Origin of the sequence: Streptomyces omiyaensis (assembly GCF_014650895.1) — a bacterium.
GTDB lineage: Bacteria > Actinomycetota > Actinomycetes > Streptomycetales > Streptomycetaceae > Streptomyces > Streptomyces omiyaensis.
The window spans coordinates 109,327-132,337 of record NZ_BMVV01000011.1; the positions used below are offsets into that span (position 1 = coordinate 109,327).

20 protein-coding genes are annotated in these 23,011 nt (G+C 75.6%); 6 read left to right on the forward strand and 14 right to left on the reverse strand.

Annotated elements, in window-relative coordinates; translation table 11 throughout:
• The first annotated feature begins 50 nt into the window (after window positions 1-50).
• A complete protein-coding gene (locus IE287_RS20060) occupies window positions 51-1,334 on the forward strand; it encodes an acyl-CoA dehydrogenase family protein (protein WP_189850479.1) in 1,284 nt (427 codons plus the stop codon).
• A 215-nt stretch (window positions 1,335-1,549) separates the two neighbouring features.
• On the opposite strand, the gene IE287_RS20065 is transcribed toward IE287_RS20060, so the two are convergent.
• The gene (locus IE287_RS20065) at window positions 1,550-2,425 is read right to left on the reverse strand and encodes a hypothetical protein (protein WP_189850480.1); all 876 of its coding nucleotides are present in this window, start codon (window positions 2,423-2,425) and stop codon (window positions 1,550-1,552) included.
• 189 nt (window positions 2,426-2,614) lie between these two features.
• On the opposite strand from IE287_RS20065, the gene IE287_RS20070 reads away from it, so the two are divergent.
• Complete coding sequence (locus IE287_RS20070; protein ID WP_189850481.1) at window positions 2,615-3,544, forward strand: universal stress protein; 930 nt, start codon at window positions 2,615-2,617, stop codon at window positions 3,542-3,544.
• A gap of 182 nt (window positions 3,545-3,726) precedes the next feature.
• The gene (locus tag IE287_RS38615) at window positions 3,727-4,578 is read left to right on the forward strand and encodes a CAP domain-containing protein (protein WP_229883600.1); all 852 of its coding nucleotides are present in this window, start codon (window positions 3,727-3,729) and stop codon (window positions 4,576-4,578) included.
• 50 nt (window positions 4,579-4,628) lie between these two features.
• Here the strand turns inward: IE287_RS38615 and IE287_RS20080 are convergent, their stop codons facing one another.
• From IE287_RS20080 to IE287_RS20115, 8 genes are all read right to left on the reverse strand, one after another.
• Window positions 4,629-6,302: a sigma-70 family RNA polymerase sigma factor gene (locus IE287_RS20080; RefSeq protein ID WP_189850482.1), complete on the reverse strand. Its 1,674-nt coding sequence runs from the start codon at window positions 6,300-6,302 to the stop codon at window positions 4,629-4,631.
• A gap of 257 nt (window positions 6,303-6,559) precedes the next feature.
• A complete protein-coding gene (locus tag IE287_RS20085) occupies window positions 6,560-6,850 on the reverse strand; it encodes a hypothetical protein (protein ID WP_189850483.1) in 291 nt (96 codons plus the stop codon).
• Between the two features lie 94 nt (window positions 6,851-6,944).
• Window positions 6,945-9,164, reverse strand: coding sequence for an NADP-dependent isocitrate dehydrogenase (locus tag IE287_RS20090; protein WP_189850484.1), 2,220 nt, complete (start codon window positions 9,162-9,164; stop codon window positions 6,945-6,947).
• A 43-nt stretch (window positions 9,165-9,207) separates the two neighbouring features.
• Window positions 9,208-10,278 carry a phosphatase PAP2 family protein gene (locus tag IE287_RS20095; protein ID WP_189850485.1) on the reverse strand — a complete coding sequence of 357 codons (1,071 nt, stop codon included), beginning with the start codon at window positions 10,276-10,278 and terminating at the stop codon, window positions 9,208-9,210.
• A complete protein-coding gene (locus tag IE287_RS20100; RefSeq protein ID WP_189850486.1) occupies window positions 10,223-10,630 on the reverse strand; it encodes a hypothetical protein in 408 nt (135 codons plus the stop codon). The genes IE287_RS20095 and IE287_RS20100 overlap by 56 nt, the downstream gene beginning before the upstream one ends.
• Window positions 10,631-10,831: 201 nt before the next feature.
• Window positions 10,832-11,866 carry a LacI family DNA-binding transcriptional regulator gene (locus IE287_RS20105; protein ID WP_189850487.1) on the reverse strand — a complete coding sequence of 345 codons (1,035 nt, stop codon included), beginning with the start codon at window positions 11,864-11,866 and terminating at the stop codon, window positions 10,832-10,834.
• A gap of 86 nt (window positions 11,867-11,952) precedes the next feature.
• Complete coding sequence (locus IE287_RS20110; RefSeq protein ID WP_189850488.1) at window positions 11,953-12,282, reverse strand: putative quinol monooxygenase; 330 nt, start codon at window positions 12,280-12,282, stop codon at window positions 11,953-11,955.
• Between the two features lie 4 nt (window positions 12,283-12,286).
• The gene (locus IE287_RS20115) at window positions 12,287-13,132 is read right to left on the reverse strand and encodes an IclR family transcriptional regulator (RefSeq protein ID WP_189850489.1); all 846 of its coding nucleotides are present in this window, start codon (window positions 13,130-13,132) and stop codon (window positions 12,287-12,289) included.
• 182 nt (window positions 13,133-13,314) lie between these two features.
• On the opposite strand from IE287_RS20115, the gene IE287_RS20120 reads away from it, so the two are divergent.
• Together IE287_RS20120 and IE287_RS20125 are read left to right on the forward strand one after the other, a co-directional pair.
• Window positions 13,315-15,054, forward strand: coding sequence for a VanW family protein (locus tag IE287_RS20120; protein WP_229883601.1), 1,740 nt, complete (start codon window positions 13,315-13,317; stop codon window positions 15,052-15,054).
• A gap of 136 nt (window positions 15,055-15,190) precedes the next feature.
• The gene (locus IE287_RS20125; protein WP_229883602.1) at window positions 15,191-16,228 is read left to right on the forward strand and encodes a serine hydrolase domain-containing protein; all 1,038 of its coding nucleotides are present in this window, start codon (window positions 15,191-15,193) and stop codon (window positions 16,226-16,228) included.
• Between the two features lie 82 nt (window positions 16,229-16,310).
• Here the strand turns inward: IE287_RS20125 and IE287_RS20130 are convergent, their stop codons facing one another.
• Complete coding sequence (locus IE287_RS20130; protein WP_229883603.1) at window positions 16,311-17,546, reverse strand: cytochrome P450 family protein; 1,236 nt, start codon at window positions 17,544-17,546, stop codon at window positions 16,311-16,313.
• A gap of 196 nt (window positions 17,547-17,742) precedes the next feature.
• Here IE287_RS20130 and IE287_RS20135 point away from each other — a divergent pair, with 196 nt between their 5' ends.
• Window positions 17,743-19,188, forward strand: a complete 1,446-nt coding sequence (locus IE287_RS20135) for a glyceraldehyde-3-phosphate dehydrogenase (protein ID WP_189850493.1) — start codon at window positions 17,743-17,745, stop codon at window positions 19,186-19,188.
• A gap of 70 nt (window positions 19,189-19,258) precedes the next feature.
• Here IE287_RS20135 and IE287_RS20140 read toward each other — a convergent pair whose 3' ends face one another.
• Genes IE287_RS20140 through IE287_RS20155 form a run of 4 tightly spaced genes read right to left on the reverse strand, consistent with a single transcriptional unit; the run spans window position 19,259 to window position 23,011 of the window.
• Window positions 19,259-19,975 carry a GntR family transcriptional regulator gene (locus tag IE287_RS20140; protein WP_189850494.1) on the reverse strand — a complete coding sequence of 239 codons (717 nt, stop codon included), beginning with the start codon at window positions 19,973-19,975 and terminating at the stop codon, window positions 19,259-19,261.
• Between the two features lie 50 nt (window positions 19,976-20,025).
• Window positions 20,026-20,967, reverse strand: coding sequence for an ornithine cyclodeaminase family protein (locus IE287_RS20145; RefSeq protein ID WP_189850495.1), 942 nt, complete (start codon window positions 20,965-20,967; stop codon window positions 20,026-20,028).
• Complete coding sequence (locus IE287_RS20150) at window positions 20,964-22,019, reverse strand: proline racemase family protein (RefSeq protein WP_229883618.1); 1,056 nt, start codon at window positions 22,017-22,019, stop codon at window positions 20,964-20,966. The genes IE287_RS20145 and IE287_RS20150 overlap by 4 nt, the downstream gene beginning before the upstream one ends.
• The gene (locus tag IE287_RS20155) at window positions 22,007-23,011 is read right to left on the reverse strand and encodes a proline racemase family protein (RefSeq protein WP_189850496.1); all 1,005 of its coding nucleotides are present in this window, start codon (window positions 23,009-23,011) and stop codon (window positions 22,007-22,009) included. The genes IE287_RS20150 and IE287_RS20155 overlap by 13 nt, the downstream gene beginning before the upstream one ends.

Consider the following 23,011-nt stretch of genomic DNA (forward strand, 5'->3'; position numbering starts at 1 on the left):
GCCACTATCCCTAGTGATCCAGTGGGATTACCGAGAGCAGGTGGGGTGGGATGAGCACGCAGCAGACGACGCCGAGGGACGACACGCTCTGGCGGCGGGTCGTCCGGGAACTCGCCGACGACCTGGCCGTCGACGCGCACGCCCGCGACCGGGCCGGCAAGACCCCCTTCGACGAGGTCGAACGGCTCCAGGAGGCGGGGCTCCCCGCCTTCCTCACGGCGTCCGACCCCTCGCCGGGCGGCGGCGGACACGGGGCCGACCTGCGCACCGCGTGTTCCGCCGTCCGGGAGCTCTCCGCCGCCGACGGCTCGGTCGGCGAACTCCTGGCCCACCACTACGCCCTGTCGTGGACGAGCCGGTTCCTCGCCGGCCCCTCGGGACGGGCCGCCGAGACCTTCCCCCGCCTCGACGCCCGCACGGCCGCCGAGGGCTGGCTGCTCGCCGGGGCGACCGAGCCCGGCCCGGCCGGCACCGGCCCCGGACTCACCCTCACCCGAGCCGACCGGGGCGGCTGGCTGCTCGACGGGCGGCGCGCCTTCGACTCCGCGGTGACGGTCGCCGACCGCCTCGTCGTCGCCGCCCGCCCGGCCGGCACCGGCGACCTCCTCGTCGTCCTGGTGGACCCCGCCCATCCCGGGGTGTTCGCCGAGGCCGCCGCCGACCGGGTCGGCCAGCGGCTGACCGGCGCCGGGACGGTCGCCTTCGACCACGTCCCCGTCCCCCGGGCCCGGGTCCTCGGCACCCTGCCGGCCGACGAGCACTCCGTCGCCCCCTTCACCGCGCTCGCGCCGCTGGTGCTCCGGCTGCTCCTCGTGCACGTGGCCCTCGGCATCGCGGAGGGCGCGCTCGCCGAGGCCAGGGACGTGAACCGGGCGGTCCCGCCGGAACCGGGCCGCGCCCCGCGCGACGCCGCCACGGCCGACCCCCTCCCGGAGCGGGGCGACGACCCCTACCTGCTGCTCTCGTACGGCGAGCTGGCGACCGCCGCGCACACCGCCGCCGCCGTCGCCGAGCGCGCCACCGACGCCCTCACCCGCGGCCTGCGGGCGGGCTGGACCCTGGGCTACGAGGACCGCGCCGACCTCGCGGTCCTGGTGGCCGCCGCCGAGACCGTCACCGGGCCGGCGGCGGTCCGGCTGACCACCCGGATCCTGGAGCTCGTCGAGGGCGCCCCGCCGGCCGCACCGGGCGCCGGGGGCGGCGGCCCCGGTTTCGACCGCTTCTGGCGCAACGCCCGCGCGCTCACCGCCCGCACCCGCCCGTCGCACCGCCTCCGCGACATCGGCGACCACTACCTCAACGGGACCCACGCCCGCCTGGCCCGCAGCGCCTGATCGGCGATCAGACGCCGGAAGCCGAAAGCCAGGAGCCAGAAGCCGGGAGTCGGGAGTCGGGAGTCGGGAGTCGAAGGCCGGAGGTCAGGGCGCACGGACCGGAGGCGAGGACCGGTGCCCCGTCCGGCGGACCGGTGCCAGGGGCAGGGGCCGGGGTCAGAGGCAGGGGCCGGGATCAGGGGGCGGGGACCGGGGTCAGGGGGCGGGGGCCGGGGTCACGGGGCGGGGGTCAGCCCGACCGCCTCCTCGCCGTCCACGTCCCACTGACGGAGCGCCACCCGGCCGTCCTCCCCGCCGATCTGCCAGGGGTCGAACAGGCAGTCCGGCAGGTCGGTCACGACGCTCTCGCCCCACCCCTCGGCCGCCGCGAACGTCCAGGTGCCCCGTGCCGTACAGGTCTCCACCGGCTCGCCGGGCGACGGGGCGAAGCCCGACGGGTCCATGAGGCCGTCGGCCGTCGCCGTGCCGTCGGCGGCCAGCTCCAGCGTGCCGCCGCGTCCGTCCTCCCAGGTGCCGACCAGCTCCCCGCGGGTCACCGCGGGCGGGCGGTACCCCTGCAGGACGCCGGTGGCGAAAGCGAGGCCGCCGAGGAGGGCCGTGGCGAAGACCGCGAGCGTGCCCCAGAGCGCGATCCCGCGCAGCAGCCACCGGCGGGGCAGCCGGGCCACCAGCGCGGCCGGGAGGATCCAGGCGGCGAGCGCCGGCCAGGCCGCGAGGGTCACGGGCACGGAGCGGAGGAAGGTCAGGCCCGTCAGCAGGGAGCCGCCCGCCGCGATCAGGACGGCGGCCGCCACGACCCACCACCACGCCTCGCTCCCGCGGCCGAAGCGCCGCCCGAGGGAGCCGGCGAGCACGAGCGTCGGCACCACCAGGACGGCCGCCCCCAGCCCGCCGAAGAGCACCACGAACGGCGTCGCCAGGGGCAGGTAGCCGAGCTCGAAGGCGTAGCCCCGGTGCTCGGACGACTCCTGGGTCGCCTCGAACGCCGCGAGCCCCACCGCGATCAGGGTCAGCTCCAGCATGAGCATGCCCGTCGCCACCATCAGGACCCGGCCGAACGAAGGAGGACCGGGCCGCGTCGCCGTCTTCATGACGATCACCCCCGGGAGCATCCTGCCACGGACTCTTGAACATGTTCAAGAAAGGGTCCCGGGGACGGACGGACCGGCATGTCGGGACCTCCGGCCCTCCTCCGGGACGGCCGATGGGCCCAAGCTGGGAACGAGGAGGCACCGGCCGCCGGGCCGGGCCCGTTCCACCACGACCAGGGAGGACGTCGGATGAGTCGCGAGGGCCGGCAGACCGGAGCGGACGCGGGCGAGGCACCGGAGGCCCCCACGGGCCGGGAGATCGTGGCCGGCGTGGACGGCTCGCCGGAGAGCCTGGCTGCCGCCGCGTGGGCCGCGCGGGAGGCGGAGCACCGGGGCGCCCCGCTGCGGCTCGCGCACGCCTGGCGGTGGGAACCGCTCGACCTGCCGCTCGTCCAGGACCGCGACGCGCAGCAGCGGGCCGCCGAGGAGGTCGTCCGCTCGGCGGCGGCGGAGATCGGCGAGCGGCACCCGGGGGTGGCCGTCACCGCCGAGGTGCTCACCGACACCCCGGTCGCCGCGCTGCTCGACACGCTCGACGAGGCCGAGATGCTGGTCATCGGCTCGCGCGGACACGGGGCGGTGGCCGGCTTCCTGCTCGGCTCCTACGGCCAGCAGGTCATCGCCGCCGCCACCCGCCCCGTCGTGGCCGTCCGCGCCCGCGACGACCGGGCCGCCGAACCGCCCACCGGCGAGATCCTGGTGGGCCAGCAGGGCACCCCCGAGGACAGCGAGGCGGTGCTGCGCTTCGCCTTCGAGACCGCCGCCGCCCGGGGCGCCGCGATCCGCGCGGTGCGCGCCTGGAGCCTGCCGCCGCTCTTCGCGTACAGCCCGGCGTCGATGCGGCTCGCCGACGACGCCGGCGGCCTGGTGCCCTTCGAGGAGAAGGCGCTGCGCGAGGCGCTGGCGCCGTGGCGGGAGCGGTACCCGTACGTGCCGGTGACCGAGCACGTCGAGCTCGGCAGCGCCGGACAGGTCCTGCTGACCACCTCCGGCGCCGCGCAGCTCCTGGTGGTCGGCCGCCGGGCGAAGCGCGGGGCGCTGGGGCAGCGCATCGGCTCGGTCGCGCACGCGGCGCTCCACCTGGCGCCGTGCCCGGTCGCGGTGGTCCCGCAGGGCTGAGCGGCGTGGACCCCCTTCGGGCGGTCCCGTCAAGTCGGCACGTCAGGTCGGCGCGCGGAGTTGACCCGCCGGGTTGACGTGGGGTGTCGGGGCGGCGGAGCGCGGAAAGCCTTGACCCCGTCGCCCCGGTGCCCGCGCGGGCACCGGACCGGACGGCGACGCAGGCGAGAGAGCGGAGCTCCATGCGGTACGACGGTCCCGACCCATCCGACCCCTTCGAACACACCCGCCCCGGCGTCCCCCCGTCCGGCCGCCACCGCCGCGGCGGCCCGGTCCGCCGCCGCGTGCTCCCCCGGCCGGGCTTCCCCGCGGCGGTCCTCGCCGCGGGCACCACCGCGGCCGCCGTCACCGTCCTCCTCGGCCTGTACGCGGCCACCGCCCCCTCCTCCCCCGCCCCCCGCGCGGCCCGGGCCCCCGCCCTCCAGGCTCCGCTCCCCTCCCGCGCCGGCGCCGTGCCGGTCCGGACGCCCGACGCCGTCCGGACGGAACCGGCCGCCCGCCGGAGCGGCGGCGCCGGCCGGACGGCGGAAGGGCCCGCCTCCCCGGCCCCGGACGAATCCGTCCGGGGCCCCGCCCCGCAGACCGGGGCCGGGCTCGCCCCGCAGACCGGGGCCGGGGCCGCCGCCCCGGTGACGGTGCCGGCCCGGGCCGGCCGCTACGTCCAGGACGTCATCGCGCTCGCCAACGACGAGCGGGAGAAGGCGGGGTGCGGCGCGCTGCGCGCCGAGCCCCGGCTGGCCCGGGCCGCCCAGGGGCACGCGGACGACATGGCGGCGCGCGACTACTACGCCCACGACAGCCCCGAGGGGCGGGACGGCGGCGACCGCATCGCCGCCAGCGGGTACGACTGGTCGGCCTGGGGCGAGAACATCCACAAGGGCCCCAGGACCCCGGCGCGGGCGATGGAAAGCTGGATGGGCAGCGCGGCCCACCGGGCGAACATCCTCAACTGCTCGTTCCGCGACATCGGGGTGGGGGTGACCCTCACCGCCGACGGACCGTGGTGGGTGCAGGACTTCGGGACGAAGGGGTGACGCCCGCCCGGTCCGCGGGCGCCACCGGGTGACGAAGGGGTGACGCCCGCTCAGTTCGCGGGCGCCGCCAGGTTCTGCACCCAGACCGTGCCGCGCGGTCCGGGCACGGCGGCCACCCCGGTGTCGCGGTAGGAGCAGTCCAGCAGGTTGCGCTCGTGGCCGGCGTCGTCGCGCCAGCTCGCGACGACGGTCGCCGGATCCCGCTGCCCCTGGGCCAGGTTCTCCGCCCAGGCCGACCAGCGGTATCCGGCCTCGGTGATCCGGGTGTCCGCGAACTCGCCCTCGGGGCTGGCGTGGTCGTAGTAGCCGCGGTCCGTCATGTCCCGGGCGTAGGCGCGGGCGGCGGCCGTCAGCCGCGGATCGGTGCGCAGCGGGCCGCAGCCGGCGTCCGCCCGGAGCCGGTTGACCAGCTCCGTCACCCGCTCCCCCGGGTCGGCCGGGGGCGGTGCGACGGTGCGGGTCGGGCTCGGGGGCGCCGTGGTGGCCGGGGTCCTGGCGGGCGTCGGCCGGGTGGTGGCCCTCGGGGTGGGGGTGGGCGCCGGGGACGTCACCGCCGGGGTGGTGGTGACGGGCGGGGCGGCGGCGGGCCGGGTGGGCTCGGGCCGGGAGGGAGCCGCTCGCTCGGGAAGGGTGAACACGAGCGCCCCGAGCACGGCGACGGCCGCGACCCCGGCGCCCCCGGCCAGACGGCCGGGCGTCCAGTGGGGCGCGGCGGGGCCGGGGGACGGCGGGGCCGCGACGGGGCCGGCGGGAGCCGCCGGGGCGCCCGGGGTGCCGGCGGGGGCCGTCGGTGCGGCAGCGGTTTCGACGGGGGCCGGGGGCGCGCCGGGGGTGTCGGCGGGGACCGCCGAAGCGCCGGTCGCGTCGGTGGGCGCCGCCGGGGCGCCGGGGGCCGGGGCGGCGTGACCGGCCGGTTCGGCGGCGAACGCGGGGGGCGCGGCGGCGTCGAGGGCGGCGGCGACGGGCGGGACCAGGCCGATGCCGACCAGCAGGCCCTCGACGGGGGCGAGGCCGCGGCGGGCGCGGCCGGCCGCGCAGGCGCGGCACTCGCGCAGGTGGCGGGCGAGGCGCTTGCGCCACAGCGGGGAGGGGCGGCCGTCCCAGCGGGTGAGGACGGCGTCGAGGTCGGGGCAGCGCGGGCGGGCGTCGAGGGCGCCCACCACGGCCCGGCCGGTCTCCAGGCGCTCCTTCATCCGCTGGACGCGGACGGCGGCGTGGGCCGGGTCGAGACCGAGGGCTTCGGCGAGTTCGGCGCGGGTGAGCTCGCCGGAGGCCTCCAGCCACCACAGCGAGAGCAGCTCGTGGTCGTCCTCGTCGAGCCAGCGGGTGGCCCGGGCGACGTCGCGGCGCTGCCCGGTCAGGCCGAGCCGGAGGATCGTGAGGTCGGTGAAGTCGCCGGCCGGGTCGGCGAGGTCGACGGCCCGGTCGAGGCCGGGCACGGGCGCCTGGCGGCGCTCCCGCCACCGGCGGCGCACCCCGTTCATGGCGATGGCGACGAGCCAGGACCGGAAGCGGGCCGGGTCCCGCAGTCCGGGCAGCCCGTCGAGGGCGCGGACCAGGGTCTCCTGGACGATGTCGTCGGTGTCGGCGTGCCCGTCGAGGGCGCGCCCGACCACGTTGTGCACGAGCGGCAGGCAGGCGCGTACCAGTTCGTCCCTGGCGTGCGGGTCGCCCGCGCGCGCCGCCTCCACCAGGTCGGTGGTGCGCTGCTCGTCGCTGTGCATGGATGGTGCTCCCTCGTGCCCGGTCCTCGTCCCCGTCGTGTGGGGAGACGCGTGGGGCCGGGTAGGGATAACACTTTTTCCGGCCACCGGTCCAGCCGGACGGTTTCGGCCGGCGATCCCGTCGGCGCTCGATGGGACCGGCGATCCCGTCGGCCCTCGATCGGACCGGCGATCCGGTCGGGCACGCGATCCGGTCGGGCCCTCGGACCGGCCGGCGGCCGTACCGGGGCTCGCCGGGGCCGGTCCGCGGTCCGGGCCTAGCCGGTCGGATGGGGCAGGCGCGGGACGGTGGCCCCGTGGCCCTCCCGTACGGCCTCCACGACGGCGGCGTGGAGTTCGCGGCTCTCCTCCTCCGAGGAACAGGGGACGGGACTGCCCGACATGGTGAACCAGTCGGAGGCGCCGCTGTACTGCACGGCCACGCGTGCCTCACCGTCGACGAAGGTCGTGTGCACGGTCATGTCGCCCGTGACGATTCCGCCCTCGACGGTCAGCACCCCACCACGCCCGGTGTAGACACCGGCGGTCGTCCAAGATGCCCAGCTCATGCCCTCCAGGGTCACACCCGGACGGCGTAAGCGCCACCGACGGGACCGCCCCGGCCGGAATCGTTCCGGCCGGGGCGGTTCGCGTCGTGCCGGATCAGGCGAGGGACGCGACGGCCTCGTTGAACGTGGCGGACGGGCGCATCACGGCCGCGGCCTTGGCCGGGTCGGGCTGGTAGTAGCCGCCGATCTCGGCCGGGGAGCCCTGGACGGCGTTCAGCTCGTCGACGATCTTCTGCTCGTTCGCCGCGAGGGTCTCGGCGAGCGGGGCGAAGGCCTTGGCGAGCTCGGCGTCCTCGGTCTGCGCGGCCAGCTCCTGGGCCCAGTACAGGGACAGGAAGAAGTGGCTGCCGCGGTTGTCGATGCCGCCGAGGCGACGGGTCGGCGACTTGTCCTCGTTGAGGAAGGTGCCGGTGGCGCGGTCCAGGGTGTCCGCGAGGATCTGGGCGCGGGTGTTGCCCGTGGTGGTGGCCAGGTGCTCGAAGGAGGCGGCCAGCGCGAAGAACTCGCCGAGCGAGTCCCAGCGGAGGTAGTTCTCCTTGACGAGCTGCTGCACGTGCTTCGGGGCGGAGCCGCCGGCGCCGGTCTCGAAGAGGCCGCCGCCCGCCATCAGCGGGACGACCGACAGCATCTTGGCGCTGGTGCCCAGCTCCAGGATGGGGAAGAGGTCGGTCAGATAGTCGCGCAGGACGTTGCCGGTGACCGAGATGGTGTTCTCGCCGCGGCGGATGCGCTCCAGGGAGAACTTCGTGGCCTCGACCGGGGAGAGGACCTTGATCTCCAGGCCCTCGGTGTCGTGCTCCGGCAGGTACTGCTCGACCTTGGCGATCAGCCGGGCGTCGTGGGCGCGCTCGGCGTCGAGCCAGAAGACGGCCGGGTCGCCGGTGGCGCGGGCGCGGGTGACGGCGAGCTTGACCCAGTCCTGGATCGGGAGGTCCTTGGTCTGGCAGGCGCGGAAGATGTCGCCCTCGGCGACCTCCTGCTCCAGGACCGTGGCGCCCGAGGCGTCGACGAGGCGGACGGTGCCGGCCGCGGCGATCTCGAAGGTCTTGTCGTGGGAGCCGTACTCCTCGGCCTTCTGCGCCATGAGGCCGACGTTCGGGACGGAGCCCATGGTCGACGGGTCGAAGGCGCCGTGGGCCTTGCAGTCCTCGATGACGGCCTGGTAGACGCCGGCGTACGAGCTGTCCGGGAGGACGGCGATGGTGTCGGCCTCCTGGCCGTCCGGGCCCCACATGTGGCCGGAGGTGCGGATCATGGCCGGCATCGAGGCGTCGACGATGACGTCGGACGGCACGTGCAGGTTGGTGATGCCCTTGTCGGAGTCGACCATCGCGAGGGCCGGGCCCTCGGCGATCTCGGCGTCGAAGGACGCCTTGATCTCGGCGCCGTTCGGGAGGGCGTCGAGGCCCTTGAGGACGGTGCCGAGGCCGTCGTTGGCGGAGAGGCCGGCGCCCGCGAGGACCTCGCCGTACCGGGCGAAGGTCTTCGGGAAGAAGGCGCGCACGACGTGGCCGAAGACGATCGGGTCGGAGACCTTCATCATCGTGGCCTTGAGGTGCACGGAGAAGAGGACGTCCTCGGCCTTGGCGCGGGCGACCTGCTCCGAGAGGAAGGTGCGCAGGGCGGCGACGCGCATCACGGAGGCGTCGACGACCTCGCCGGCGAGGACCGGCACGGACTCGCGGAGCACCGTGGTGGTGCCGTCGGCGGCGACGTGCTCGATGCGGAGGCTGCCGGCCTCGGCGATGACCGTGGACTTCTCGGTGGACCGGAAGTCGTTCTCGCCCATGGTGGCGACGGCGGTCTTGGACTCGGAGGTCCAGGCGCCCATGCGGTGCGGGTGGTTCTTGGCGTAGTTCTTGACCGAGCCGGGGGCGCGACGGTCGGAGTTGCCCTCGCGCAGGACCGGGTTGACGGCCGAGCCCTTGATCTTGTCGTAGCGGGCGCGGACGTCCTTGTCCTGGTCCGTCCGCGGGTCGTCCGGGTAGTCCGGGAGGGCGTAGCCCTGCGCCTGGAGCTCGGCGACCGCGGCCTTCAGCTGCGGGATCGAGGCCGAGACGTTCGGCAGCTTGATGATGTTGGCCTCGGGGGTCTTCGCCAGCTCGCCGAGCTCGGCGAGGGCGTCGCCGATGCGCTGGCCCTCCTCCAGGAACTCGGGGAAGCTCGCGATGATGCGGCCCGCGAGCGAGATGTCACGCGTCTCGACCGTGACGCCGGCCGTGGAGGCATACGCCTGGATCACGGGCAGGAACGAGTACGTCGCCAGGGCCGGCGCCTCGTCGGTGTGGGTGTAGATGATGGTCGAGTCAGTCACCAGGTGCTCCGCTCCACGTCTGCGTATGCGAGATTGCTCGACATCAAGATATCTCGTGATCGCGGTTCTCCGTAAAGGGGCCCACCAGCTCGCCCTGATCCGGGGCTCCGGAGTCCTCCACGAAGGGCCCGCCGAGCCGGTACGGCGCCGGGCCGCCGTCCAGGTCGACGTGGCGCACCAGGACGAGCAGGGCGAGGCCCGCGGCGGCCCCGGCACCGGCGGCGAGGGCCTGCCCGCAGCGGTGGGCGAGGCGGAGCTCGTCGGGGTCGTACGGGGCGGTGGCGGGCAGTCCGAGGGTCTCGCCGAGCAGCAGGAAGCCGGCCGCGAGCCCGCCGGCGGCGAGCAGCGCGAGCGGCAGGGTCGCCGGGAGCCCGCGCAGGGCGGTGCCGCGCCGGGTGCCGGGGCGGACCCTGCCCCGGCGCGCCAGGAGGGCGATCAGGCCGCACTGGACGGCCAGGGCGAGGAAGGCCCCGGCGATGACGTCGCCGGGGCGGTGGTCGCCGGTGGCGACCGAGTAGGCGCCGAGGACGACGGCCCACAGGGTCGCGGCGCCGGTGACGAGCTCGCGGGAGCGCCGGGGCACGACCAGGGGCAGGGCGAAGGCGACCCCGAAGGCGAGGGTGGCGGTGGCGCTGGGGAAGCCGCTGGGCGCCAGGGCGCCGGCGCCCTCGGCGAGCCGGGGCCGGGGCGCGAACCGCTGGAGGAGGCCGGCGAGGGCGACCGAGACGGCGACGGCCGCGGCGGCGGCCCCGGTGAGCGCGTACCTCCTGCGCAGCGCGCCGACGGCGACGAGGAGGAGGCAGGCGAGGACGAGGGAGAGGGTGGCGGCCCCCGCCAGGGAGGGATGGTCGCGCACGAAGTCGGCGACGCGGGTGTCGGCGCGCCGGCCGGTCACCGCCGCGTCGCCCCAGCGGCGGCCCGTCGCGGTGAGCACGAGGCCCGCGTAGACGAGGGTGAGGAGCAGGACGGCGCCGAGGCAGGCGCGCCGGGTCCGGGTGCGTATCCGGGTGCTGAAGGAGCCCGCGGCCTCGCCCGCCACGGCGGCGTACCACCACGTCTCACCGGCTCGGGGCGGTCTCCGGGAGCCGCCCGTGCGCCTGTCGTAGGAAGCCATGCCCCGATTCGAACCCACGCCCGGCCGGGCCGCCTGCTGGGATCACCCGAACGACACGCCGGGCGCGGATTCCGTCGGCGCGGGGACCGAGTGGGGCGACGACGAGCAGGATCGGCGCGGCGAGCAGGGCGAGGAGGGCGACCAGGCCGAGGGCGGACCCGACGGCCGGTTCGCCGGCGCGTCCGGCGGCGCTCCGGAGGGCGAAGGAGGCGGCCGTGACCAGCTGGGCCCGGCCGTGGAGGGCGACCCGGCGGACCCGGTGGCGGGGCCACGGCGGCACCCACCCGGAGCGCAGGGTGACGGCGCCGACGGCCGCGAGGAGGAGCGCGAGCGCCCCCGGGACGGCGTACATGTTCGTGGAGGCCCCCCGGTCGCCGCCGGACCGGTGCCGACGGTGTCGCGATCATGCCGGGCGCGGGCGAACGGGCGGAAGCCCCGGGAGGGGGCTCGGGTGAACGGGCGGGTCCCGCCGGGACCGGGCGGGACGCGGCGGAGACTGCGGGACCCTGCGGCATCGCGGATCACGCCGTGGCTCGCCGGATCCCGCCGGGGCTCAGGAGGAGGCGCGGACGACGAGTTCGGTGGGGAGCATCCGGCGGGGCTGGTCGTCGGGTTCGCTGGGCCCCGCGATCTCGGCGAGGAGCAGCCGGGCCATGGTGCGGCCCATCTCCTCGATGGGCTGGCGGACGCTGGTGAGCGGCGGGTCCATGAGGCGGGCGACGGCGGAGTCGTCGACGCCGACGAGGGCGACGTCCTCCGGGACCCGGCGGCCGGCCTCGCGCAGCACGGCGCGGGCGCCGGCCGCCATCACGTCGGAGGCGGCGAAGACGGCGTCCGGGCCGGGGGCGCGGCCGAGCAGCTCGCGCATGGCGCGGCGGCCGCCCTCCTCGGTGAAGTCCCCGGTGGCGACGAGGGCGTCGTCGGCGGGGAGACCGGCCTCGGCGAGGCCCTCGCGGTAGCCGTCGAGGCGGCAGCGGGCGCCGTACATGTCGAGGGGGCCGGTGATGGTGGCGATGCGGGTGCGCCCGCCGGCGGCGAGGTGGGCGACGGCGGCGCGGCCGGCGCCGGTGTTGTCGGAGTCGACGAAGGCGACGGGCTCGTCCTCGCGGCGCCGGCCGTTGAGCACGGCGGGCAGGCCGAGGGCGCGGACCTGGTCGGGCAGCGGGTCGTCGGCGTGCACGGAGACGAGCAGGACGCCGTCGACGCGCTGGGCCGCGAGGTACTGCTCGAAGCGCTGGCGCTCCTGGTCGCTGCGGATCAGGGTGAGCAGCAACTGCTTGTCGGCTGCGGCGAGTTCGCCGCTGACGCCGCGGATGATGTCGAGGAAGTAGGGCTCGGCGAAGAGCCGGGCCTCGGTCTCGGGGACGACGAGGGCGACGGCGTCCGTGCGGCTGCCGGCGAGGGCGCGGGCGGCGCGGTTGGGGACGTAGCCGAGCTCGGCGACGGCCTTCTCGACGGCCGCCTTGGCGTGCTCGCTCACCTTCGGCGAGCCGTTGATGACCCGGGAGACGGTGCCCCGGCCGACTCCGGCCCGGGCCGCGACCTCCTCCAGGGTGGGCCTGCCGGTCTGTCGCCCGCTCAGCGCCATCTGCCGCTTCTCCCCTCGGCCCCGGGCCGCCGCCCGCCCGTACTGTGCGGCGAACCTATCAGGCGGGCGGGCGGCTTCCGGCGGGATCAGGCGCCGGTGGGCGCGAGCTCCGCCATCGGGCCCCAGCCGCGCCGGTCCGTGCGCACGTTGATGATCTCGGGGGTGGCGGCGACGGCCCCGGCCATGGCGGCGAGACCGGCGGCGAAGTGGTCGGAGGCGACGTGGACCGCACCGGCCTCGTCGTCGGCGAAGCCCTCCAGGAGGGTGTAGACGTTCGGGTCGTCGACGCCGCGGGACCAGTCGAAGAAGAGGTTGCCCGGCTCCGCGCGGGTGGCGCGGGTGAAGTCGGCGACCAGGTCGGGCCACCGGTCGGCGAGGTCGGGACGGACGGTGAAACGGACGGCGATGAAGATCATGCCGTCAGGCTGTGCCGGGCGGGCGGGGCGGGGCCAGGCGGGCGGCTCGGGATTCCGGCAGGGCCGGAAAGTCCGGGACCGCGCGGGCCAGGGCGGCCCGGACGGCGCCCCGGCGGCGGGAGAGGTCCGCGGTGGGCAGGGAGACGGAGAGGGCGTGCACGATGCCGTCGCCCCGGTCGGGCACGGCGACGGCCAGGCAGGTGTAGGCGAGGTCGGCCTCGCCGACGGAGACGGCGTACCCCTGGCCCCGGACGGTGGCCATCTCGGCCTCGAAGCGCTCGGCGCCGGTGATGGTCCGCTCGGTGAGGCGGGCCATGCCGTGCTCGGCGAGATAGCGGCGGCGCCGGGCCCGCGGCAGCGCGGCGAGCAGCGCCTTCCCGTGCGCGGTGGCGTGCGCGCGGACCTCCGGGCCCGGGGTGAAGGGGTGGGCGGCGTCGGTGACGGGCGCGGTGGTGTCGACGACGGTGATCAGGCCGTCGCGGTAGGCCGTGTGGTACGCCTCCGCGCCGGTCGCCCGGCGCAGCCGCCCGAGGAGCTCGCCGGTGGGGGCGCCCAGTCCGTGGTGGCAGAGGTGGGCGCGGTGCAGGGCGGGGACGCGGGGTCCCGGGGCGTACCCCTCGGCGGTCCGCACGAGGTGGCCGCGGTCCAGCAGCGGACCGGCCAGGTGGTAGACGGTCGACAGGGCGCAGCCGAGCGCCCGGGCGAGCGCCTTGGCGCCCACGGGCCGTCCGGCGTCCGCGACCAGGTCGAGCAGGTCGAGCGCCCGTTCCACCGACCGGGGCCCGGCCGCGGGGGCGCGGAGCGGGTCGGCGGGCGGCTCGCGGCGGGGGAAGGGGTCGTCGGCGGCCATCGGGCCAGGGTAGCGACGGGCGCCGTCCGGAGCGGAGACGCGGTCCCCCTTCCGGGTAATCTCCCCATATAGACGGTTTCCGGCCTAAAACATGCCAGATGACTCACACTTTATATGCATTTAACACTCTTTCGGCGTACCGTCATGACGATTCTCTTGTCCCCGACGCCCCGGGAGAGCGTGTGCCCCGCCCCAGGACCGACCATGCCCCGACGCCCGCCGCCGGTGCCCGCCCACGCTGGCGGACGGCCGCGATCGCGACGGGTGTCGTCGCCGTCGCGGCGGGCGGACTGTACGTGGCCGGCCTGGCGACCACCGGCGACGACATATCGGCCGGCACCCGGGTCGGCGGGGTCGACATAGGCGGCCTGAGCAAGGCCGAGGCCGCCGAGCGGCTGCGGGCGCAGGCCCCGGCGGCCTGGACCGCGCCGATCCCGGTCACGGTCGGCGAGCGCACGGCGAGCGTCGCCCCGGCCGACGCCGGGCTGACGGTCGACGCGGAGGCGACGGCCGAGCGGGCCGCCGACCCCTCCCGCGACCCCTTCACCGTGATCGGCCGCCTCTTCTCCTCCGGCGACCGCGAGATCGAGCCGGTCCTGGCGCACGACGCGGCGAAGACCGACGCGGCCGTCGCCGCGCTGGCGAAGCGGAACGACCGGGCCGTCAAGGAGGGCTCCGTCTCCTTCCGGGACGGCAAGGCCGTCGCGACCCGGCCGGTCGCCGGGCAGAAGCTGGACACCGCCGCGGCCGCCACGGCCCTGCGGGCCGCCTACCCGGCCGCGTCCGGCGCCTCCGCCGTGACCCTGCCCGTGTCGGTCACCCAGCCGAAGCTGGCCGCCTCCGAGGTGACCCGCTTCCTCGACGCGTACGCGAAGCCGGCCGTCTCCGGCCCGGTCACCCTGACCGTGGGCGACCAGCGGCTGCGGATCACCCCCGAGACCCTGAGCGACCACCTGACCGTGAAGAACGAGGGCGGCCGGCTGACCGGCTCCCTCGACTCCGCCGCGCTGCTGCGCGACCCGGACGTGGCCCGGCCGCTCGCCTCCATGACGGGCGCGCCGGTGGAGGGCACCCTCGGCGTGCGCGACGGCAAGGTCGTCGTCGTGAAGGACGGGAGGCCGGGCCGCGAGGTGACCGAGCAGTCGCTCGTCGCCGCGGTGGACCCGCTGCTCACCCGTACCGGCGAGGCGGCCCGTACCGCCACGGTGGCGACCAAGGTCACCCAGCCGCGGGTGAGCACCGCCACCTTCGACTCGCTCGGCATCAAGGAGCAGATGTCGACCTTCACCGTGAACTTCCCCACCGCCCCCTACCGGACGGTGAACATCGGCCGGGCCGCCGAGCTGATCAACGGCTCGCTGGTCCAGCCGGGCGAGGTGTGGAGCTTCAACCGGACGGTGGGCGAGCGCACCGAGGAGAACGGTTTCGTCGACGGCACGATGATCCTCGACGGGCGCTACCAGGAGGCGCCCGGCGGCGGCGTCTCGGCGGTGGCGACCACCGTCTTCAACGCGGTCTTCTTCGCGGGCGTGCAGCCGGTCGAGTACGGCGCCCACTCCTTCTACATCGAGCGCTACCCGGCCGGCCGCGAGGCCACCGTCGCCTGGGGCAGCCTGGACCAGAAGTTCCGCAACGACTCCGGCAAGCCGATCTACATCGCGGCGAACGCCACCGACTCCTCGGTGACCATCACCTTCTACGGCACCAAGAAGTACGACTCGGTGGAGGCCGTCGCCGGTCCGCGGACCAACGTCACCGAGCCGGAGAAGCGCGAGGCCACCGGCGAGAAGTGCGTGCCGCAGGAGCCCCTGGAGGGCTTCGACATCGCCGTCGACCGGGTCTTCAAGAACGGCGGCGAGGAGGTCAAGCGGCAGACCTTCAAGACCCACTACACCCCGCGCGACGAGGTCGTCTGCAACTGACGGCCCCTCCGGCCGGCTCGCCGCGGAAGGGTGTCCCCGCCCGCGCGGCCGGGCATGCATGCCTGCGTGCGGTCCGTTCGGGCCGCGGCCCCGCCGGTGGATCCGGCGGGCCGCACCGACCTGCCGGAGGCAAGCCGTGGCAGAGCGCAGCGCGATCCCTCCCTACGCCCGGCTGCTGGCCGGGGCGGTCCGTGACGGCGTGTGCCCGGGTGCCGTCTGGGCGGTCGGGGACGCCTCCGGGACCCGCTCGGCCGGCGCGGTCGGCCTCCTCGACCCGGCCCGGCCCGAGGAACCGGTCCGCCCGGACACCCTCTTCGACGTGGCGAGCCTCACCAAGATCCTCGCGGTGTGGGGGGTGGCGGGCACGCTGGTGGACGCCGGGAAGCTGGACCTGTCGGCCCCGCTCGGCACCTTCTGGCCGGCGGCGGCCGGACGCCCGGTGGGCGCCGTCACCGCCCGCCACCTGCTCACCCACACCGCCGGGATGCCGCTCCGGGCCAACCTCCGCTTCCTGTACGGCTCCGATCCGCAGGACGTGCGGGACGGGGTCCTCGCCGAGCCGCTGCGGCATCCCCCGGGTGCCGCCGTCGCGTACACCGACCGGGCGGCGCTGATCCTGGGCTGGCTGGCCGAGCACCTGACGGGCCGGCCGCTGGCCCGGCTCGCCGGGGAGCGCGTCTGGGAACCGCTCGGCATGCGCGACACCCGCTACGGCCCGCTGCCCCCGGAGGCGGCGGCCCGCTGCGCGCCCACCGAGTACGACGAGGAGACCGACCGTCACCTGAAGGGCACCGTCCACGACTTCTCGGCCCGGCTGCTCGGCGGGGCGTGCGGGATCGCGGGCGTCTTCACCACCGCCGCGGACACCGGCCGCTTCCTGCGGGGCGTCCTCGACCCGCCCGCCGGCACCTTCTCCCCCGCCTGGACGGCGGCCTCCCTCCGCGTCGGCACCGGCGCCCTGGAACCGCCGCGCGGCCTGCTCTGGCACCCGGCGCCCGGCACCGGCCCCGGCGACGACGTGTGGGCCCACTTCGGCTTCACCGGCACCGCCATGTGGGTCTCCCCCGCCCGCGCCCGCTGGGCGGTCCTGCTGACCAACCGCCTGTACACGACCCGGGACCCGGCCCCGCTGGCCCGGATCCGCGAGACCTTCCGGGCGTACGCCCTGGGCTGAGCGGACCGCGCCGCCGGCAGCCGCCGCGGCGGACTCCCCCCGACGCCGTGCCGGGAGCCGCGGCGGCCCGTCGCGGACCGGTTCAGCGGGCCGGAGCCCCCAGGAGCACCGGCAGTCGCCGGTGGCCGTTGGTGATCAGGGACGGCATCCGTTCGAGCCCGGCCGCGGGGACGGCGAGCCGCAGGCCGGGGAAGCGGGCGAAGAGGGCGGCCAGGACGGCGGCGACCTCCATGCGGGCCAGGGGCGCGCCCAGACAGAAGTGGACGCCGTGGCCGAAGGCGAGGTGGTCCTTGGTGACACGGGTGAGGTCGAAGGCGTCGGCGGAGGGGCCGTGCCAGTCGGGGTGGCGGTTGGCGGCCGCGTACGAGGCGAGGATGGCCTCGCCCTCGGCGATGACGGTGCCGTCCGGGAGCGGGATGTCGGTGACCGCGAAGCGGAGCGGCAGGTGTTTGACGGCGGGTTCGTGGCGGAGGGTCTCCTCGACGACGTCCTCCCAGCCGGCGCGTCCGGCCCGGACGTGGGCGAGCTGGTCGGGGTGGGTGAGGAGGGCGGTGACGGCCTGGTCGATGACGTTGACGGTGGTCTCGTAGCCGGCGCTGATCATGAGGAGGAGGGTGTCGGCGAGTTCGTCCTCGCTCAGCCGGGAGCCGTCGCCCTCCTCGTCGCGGGCGGCGAGGAGGAGGGAGGTCATGTCGTCGCCCGGCGCGGCGCGCTTGGCGGAGATGAAGGCCTGGAAGAGGGCGTAGAGGCGCTCGGCGTTGGCCTGGGCGGCGACGGCGTCGAGGGTGGTGTCGAAGACGCCGTCGACGAGGGTGCGGAAGGACTCGCGGTCCTTCTCGGGAACGCCGAGGAGCCGCCCGATGACGGCGATGGGCAGCGGGTAGGCGAGGCGTTCGCGCAGGTCGACGACGGTTCCGGCGGGGACCGCGGCGAGCGCGTCGAGGAGCCCGGCGACGATCGTGTCGATGTCCGCGCGCAGGGCGGCGATCCGGCGGGCGGAGAAGGCAGGGGCGACGATCCGGCGGAGCCGGGCGTGGTCGGCGCCGTAGGCGGTGAACATGTTGCGGACCGCGACCCAGAGGGCGAGCGGCCAGGTGGGGACGGTCTCCTCGAAGGCGGGCCAGTGGCGCCGGGCGTCCTTGGAGACCTCGGGGCCGGTGAGGAGCCGCTTGAGGAGGGCGGGGTCGGAGACGGACCAGGCGCGGACGCCGAGCACGTCGACGGGGGTGGCGGGGCCGCGGGCGCGGAGCCGGGCGTGCTCGGCGTGGGGGTCGGTCCCGGCGGGGTCGAGCACGATCGGTTCGGCGGGGTGCGTCACGGCGGGTCCCTTCGTCGGCTTCGGCTCCCCAGCCTGGGGGGAGCGGCACGGCCACGACAGGGCGATGTCCGGCCGATTGGCCGAGAACGCACGGTCCCCGGGTGTGAGCTCGGGGACAGACGTTCGGGCCCCCTTGTGGGGGCGAAGGACCCGCGGGTTACCATATGAGCGCCGTCTAGCTCGAAAGATAACTCTTGTGACTGTCAATGATGACTCGTTCACCAGCTGGAAGAACCGTGAGGAGATCGCGGAGTCGATGATCCCGATCATCGGGAAGCTGCACCGTGAGCAGGACGTCACCGTCCTCGTTCACAGCCGCTCCCTGGTGAACAAGTCGGTCGTCAGCATCCTCAAGACGCACCGCTTCGCCCGCCAGATCGCCGGCGAGGAGCTCTCGGTCACCGAGACGCTGCCTTTCCTGCAGACGCTCACCACGCTCGACCTCGGTCCCTCGCAGATCGACATCGGCATGCTCGCCGCCGACTACAAGGCCGACTCCCGCGGCCTGACGGTCGAGGAGTTCACCGCGGAGGCCGTCGCCGGCGCCACGGGCGAGAACAAGATCGAGCGCCGTGACGGCCGGGACGTCGTCCTCTACGGCTTCGGCCGCATCGGCCGCCTGGTCGCCCGCCTCCTCATCGAGAAGGCCGGCTCGGGCAACGGCCTGCGCCTGCGCGCCATCGTCGTGCGCGGCGGCGGCGAGGCCGACCTCGTCAAGCGCGCCTCCCTGCTGCGCCGGGACTCGATCCACGGCCAGTTCCAGGGCACGATCACGGTCGACGAGGCGAACAGCACCATCGTCGCCAACGGCAACACGATCAAGGTCATCTACGCCAACGACCCCTCCGAGGTCGACTACACGGCGTACGGCATCGAGAACGCCATCCTGATCGACAACACCGGCAAGTGGCGGGACCGCGAGGGCCTCTCCAAGCACCTGCGCCCCGGCATCGACAAGGTCGTCCTGACCGCGCCCGGCAAGGGCGACGTGCCGAACATCGTGCACGGCGTCAACCACGACACGATCAAGCCGGACGAGCGGATCCTGTCCTGCGCCTCCTGCACCACCAACGCCATCGTCCCGCCGCTCAAGGCGATGGACGACGAGTACGGCGTGCTGCGCGGTCACGTGGAGACCGTCCACTCGTTCACGAACGACCAGAACCTGCTGGACAACTACCACAAAGCCGACCGCCGCGGCCGTTCCGCGCCGCTCAACATGGTGATCACCGAGACCGGTGCCGCCTCGGCCGTCGCCAAGGCGCTGCCGGAGCTCAAGGCCCCGATCACGGGCAGCTCGATCCGCGTCCCCGTCCCGGACGTCTCGATCGCCATCCTCAGCCTGCGCCTGGGCCGCGAGACCACCCGCGACGAGGTCCTGGAGTACCTCCGCGACGTCTCGCTCCACTCGCCGCTGAAGCGCCAGATCGACTTCACCACGGCTCCCGACGCCGTCTCGATGGACTTCGTGGGCTCGCGCCACGCCTCCATCGTGGACGCCGGCGCGACCAAGGTCGACGGCGACAACGCGATCCTGTACCTGTGGTACGACAACGAGTTCGGCTACTCCTGCCAGGTGATCCGGGTCGTCCAGCACGTCTCCGGCGTCGAGTACCCGACCTTCCCGGCCCCGGCGGCCTGACCCCGCCCGCGCCCACGCGAACGGCGCGCCGCCCTCCTCGGGAGGGCGGCGCGCCGTTCGCGTGCCTCGGTCAGCGCTTGCGCACGGGGCGCAGGGCGCCGGCCGCCGGCTCGACCGGCTCGTCCCGGGCCTCGGCCCAGAGCGAGCGGACGTGGCCGAGGTGGCGCATCATGCACGCCTCGGCGCCCGCCCGGTCCCGGGCGATCATGAGGTCGAGCAGCTCGACGTGCTCCTCGGCGGAGGAGACCAGCTTGCCCGCCTCGTCCAGTCCGGTCAGACCGTAGAGGCGGGACCGCTTGCGCAGGTCGCCGACGGTCTCCACCAGGCGGTCGTTGCCGGACAGGCCGAGGAGGGTGAGGTGGAACTGCCGGTCCGCCTCCAGGTAGCCGATGAGGTTGTGCTCGCGGGCGTTGGCGACGATCTCCTCGGCCAGCGGGCGCAGCGCCTCCAGCTGTTCGGGCGTCGCGGTCTCGGTGACCCGGCCCACCGTGGGCACCTCGATGAGCATCCGCAGCTCGGTGCACTGGTCGAGCTCGCGCTCGCTGACCTCGGTGATCCGGAAGCCCTTGTTGCGCACCGGCTCGACGAGGCCCTCGCGGGCCAGGTCGAGCATGGCCTCGCGCACCGGGGTGGCCGACACCCCGAGCTCGGCGGCGAGGCCAGGGGCCGAGTAGACGGTCCCCGGCTTCAGCTCACCGGCGGTGAGCGCCGCGCGCAGCGCATGGCCCACCTGGTCGCGAAGCCGCTCCTGGGCCTTGATGAGACTGTGCTGCTTCAGGTCACCCACGCCGATTCCTCCGAGATCTCGCAGGCGCCCAGCGTACAATGTCACGTTGCTCAGCCGGTGGCCGCCCGGTGGACCGCGACGGCCACGGCGAGATCCTGCCAGGCCATGCCCACGCTCTTGAAGAGGCGGGGGGCGTGCCCCGGGACGGGAAGCCCCGGCCCCCGCACGAGATCCGCGAGGGTGCCGGTGAGGTGACCGGGCCCGATCGCCCCCTCCGCCTCCGGGATCAGCAGGTCGCCGGCCTCCCGCAGGGCGGCCGTCCGCGCCTCCACCCACACCTCGGAGCGGCGCACCAGCGCCGTGTCGGTCTCGCGGGCGTCCGGCTCGTGCGAGCCGACGGCGACGACCACCGCCCCCGGCCCCACCAGCCGTCCGTCGAAGAGCGGGCGGCGCGCGGTGGTGCAGCACACCACCAGGTCCGCCCCGGCCACCGCCTCCGCGGTGCCGGTGCGGGCCTCGGGGACGCCGGTCCCCCGGGCGTACGCGGCGAGCCCCTCGGCCCGCCCCCGGTCGCGGCCGACCACGGTCACGGAGGCGAGCTTCCGGACCGCGAGGAGCGCGTCGACGTGACCGTACGCCTGGGGTCCCGAGCCGAAGAGCACGACGTCCAACGGCCTCTCCCGGGCCGTCAGGTGACGGATCGCCAGGGCGGAGACGGCCGGTGTGCGCAGCGCGGTGAGCGCGGCGCCGTCGAGCAGGGCGCGCGGCCGGAGGGTGGCCCCGTCGAGGAGGAGGTAGCTCCCGGTGATGCGGGGCAGCCCGAGGGCGGCGTTGCCGGGCGCCACCCCGGCGATCTTCACTCCCGCCCAGCTCCCGGAGGCGGCGGGCATGAGCAGCAGCTCGCCGGCCGGGACGGGGACGGCGGAGCGCGCCGGGCAGGTCTCGGGGTCGAGCCCCTCGCGCAGGACCTCGGCGAGGGCCTCGACGGCCGCCGCCGGGGCGAGCAGCCGGGTGACGGCGGCGTCGAGGTACGGGAGGGCGTCCGCGGTCACAGGAGGAACCCCGCGCCGAGGGCGTCGTCCGGGTCGAGCGTGAAGAGCGTCTCGCCGGTGCGGTGGGCGGTGCCGGTGACCTCGGTGACGAGGCCGTCGGCGGGATCGCCGCCGGGGACCGTCCGGCCGGTGAAGACCGTGCCGGCGATCGACTCGTGGGTGAGGACCTGCCCCTCCTCCAGGCGGCCCTCGCCGGCGAGGAGGGCGAGCCGGGCGGAGGTGCCCGAGCCGCACGGCGAGCGGTCGATCTGTCCGTCGGCGAAGACGGTGACGTTCCGCTGGCGCGGCCCTTCGGGGGTGTCGGGCAGCTCCTCGTGGAGGATCACGCCGTAGACGCCGGAGAGCAGCGGCCCGTCGGGGTGCCAGGTGGCGGGGTGGCCGGCGAGCGCGGCGCGGATCTCCCGCCCCACCCGGGTGAGTTCGGGCAGGGACGCCTTCCCGACCGTGAGGCCGAGGTCGCGGGCGGAGACGGAGGCGTAGCAGGCGCCTGCGTGGGCGAGGTCGACCTCGACGATGCCGAGGCCGGTGGCGACGGGCACCTTGCGGGCGGTGACCCGGGCGGGCACGTTGCGGAAGGTGACGCCGGTGGTGCGGCCGCCGGCCCGGTGGACGGTGGCGGTGACCCGCCCGGAGGGCACGTCGACGCGGACCGGCACGTCCCGGTCGTCCGGTCCCGCCGGGACGAGCCCGGTGTCGACGGCCCAGGCGGCCAGCGCGATGGTCCCGTGGCCGCAGGCGGTGGAGAAGCCGTCCTTGTGCCAGAAGAGGACGCCGAGGTGGGCGCCGTCGTCGTCGGGCGGGACGACGAAGCCGCCGTACATGCCCGCGTGGCCGCGCGGCTCCTGGACGAGGAGGCGGCGCAGCGCGTCCAGCGGGCCGGGGCGGGGGGCCGTGCCGGAGCCGCCGGAGCCGATGGCGGTGGCGCACCGCTCGGCGACGGTGTCGCCGGGGGCGGCGGGCAGGCCCTCGGCGACGATCCGGAAGGGTTCGCCCGCGGTGTGGTAGTCGGTGACCCGGATGCCGTCCGGTCCGGGGACGCTCACAGCAGGAATCCCGCGGGGAAGGGATCGGTGGGGTCGAGGAAGTACTGGGCGGTGCCGGTGATCCAGGCCCGGCCGGTGACGGTCGGGACGACGGCGGGCAGGCCGCCGACGGTGGTCTCGGCGACGAGCCGGCCGGTGAACTCGGTGCCGATGAAGGACTCGTTGACGAAGTCGGTGGCGAGCGGGAGCAGTCCGCGGGCGTGCAGCTGTGCCATCCGGGCGCTGGTGCCGGTGCCGCACGGAGAGCGGTCGAACCAGCCGGGGTGGATGGCCATGGCGTGCCGGGAGCGCGTGGCGTCGGAGCCGGGGGCGGCGAGGTAGACGTGCTTGACGCCGGAGACGGCCGGGTCCTCGGGGTGGACGGGCCGGTCGTCGCCCGCGTTGATCGCGTCCATGATCGCCAGTCCGGCGGTGAGCAGTTCCTGCTTGCGGGCGCGGTCGAAGGGCAGGCCGAGGGCGTCGAGTTCCACGAAGGCGTAGAAGTTGCCGCCGTAGGCGAGGTCGTAGGTGACGGTGCCGAGGCCGGGGACCTCGGTCTTGAGGTCGAGTCCGACGCTGAAGGCGGGGACGTTGGTGAGGGTGACGGAGCGGGCGGCGCCGTCCTCGACGCGGACGTCGGCGGAGACGAGGCCGGCCGGGGTGTCGAGGCGGACGGTGGTGACCGGTTCGGTGACCGGGACCATCCCGGTCTCGACGAGGACGGTGGCGACGCCGATGGTGCCGTGGCCGCACATCGGGAGCAGGCCGGAGACCTCGATGAAGAGGACTCCGTAGTCGGCGTCGGGGCGGGTCGCGGGCTGGAGGATCGCGCCGCTCATGGCGGCGTGGCCGCGCGGCTCGTACATGAGCAGGGTGCGCAGGGAGTCGCGGTGCTCGATGAAGTGCAGCCGCTTCTCGGCCATCGTGGCGCCGGGGATCACCCCCGCTCCGCCGGTGACGACCCGGGTGGGCATGCCCTCGGTGTGGGAATCCACCGCGTGGTAGACGTGTCGGGTGCGCAT

Bases quoted from the DNA above. Each gene is read 5' to 3' on its own strand.
- IE287_RS20095 (WP_189850485.1), bottom strand. From the start codon at position 10,278: ATGGCTTCCTACGACAGGCGCACGGGCGGCTCCCGGAGACCGCCCCGA.
- IE287_RS20105 (WP_189850487.1), bottom strand. From the start codon at position 11,866: ATGGCGCTGAGCGGGCGACAGACCGGCAGGCCCACCCTGGAGGAGGTC.
- IE287_RS20100 (WP_189850486.1), bottom strand. From the start codon at position 10,630: ATGTACGCCGTCCCGGGGGCGCTCGCGCTCCTCCTCGCGGCCGTCGGC.
- IE287_RS20115 (WP_189850489.1), bottom strand. From the start codon at position 13,132: ATGGCCGCCGACGACCCCTTCCCCCGCCGCGAGCCGCCCGCCGACCCG.
- IE287_RS20070 (WP_189850481.1), top strand. From the start codon at position 2,615: ATGAGTCGCGAGGGCCGGCAGACCGGAGCGGACGCGGGCGAGGCACCG.
- IE287_RS20060 (WP_189850479.1), top strand. From the start codon at position 51: ATGAGCACGCAGCAGACGACGCCGAGGGACGACACGCTCTGGCGGCGG.
- IE287_RS38615 (WP_229883600.1), top strand. From the start codon at position 3,727: ATGCGGTACGACGGTCCCGACCCATCCGACCCCTTCGAACACACCCGC.
- IE287_RS20080 (WP_189850482.1), bottom strand. From the start codon at position 6,302: ATGCACAGCGACGAGCAGCGCACCACCGACCTGGTGGAGGCGGCGCGC.
- IE287_RS20155 (WP_189850496.1), bottom strand. From the start codon at position 23,011: ATGCGCACCCGACACGTCTACCACGCGGTGGATTCCCACACCGAGGGC.
- IE287_RS20065 (WP_189850480.1), bottom strand. From the start codon at position 2,425: ATGAAGACGGCGACGCGGCCCGGTCCTCCTTCGTTCGGCCGGGTCCTG.
- IE287_RS20110 (WP_189850488.1), bottom strand. From the start codon at position 12,282: ATGATCTTCATCGCCGTCCGTTTCACCGTCCGTCCCGACCTCGCCGAC.
- IE287_RS20085 (WP_189850483.1), bottom strand. From the start codon at position 6,850: ATGAGCTGGGCATCTTGGACGACCGCCGGTGTCTACACCGGGCGTGGT.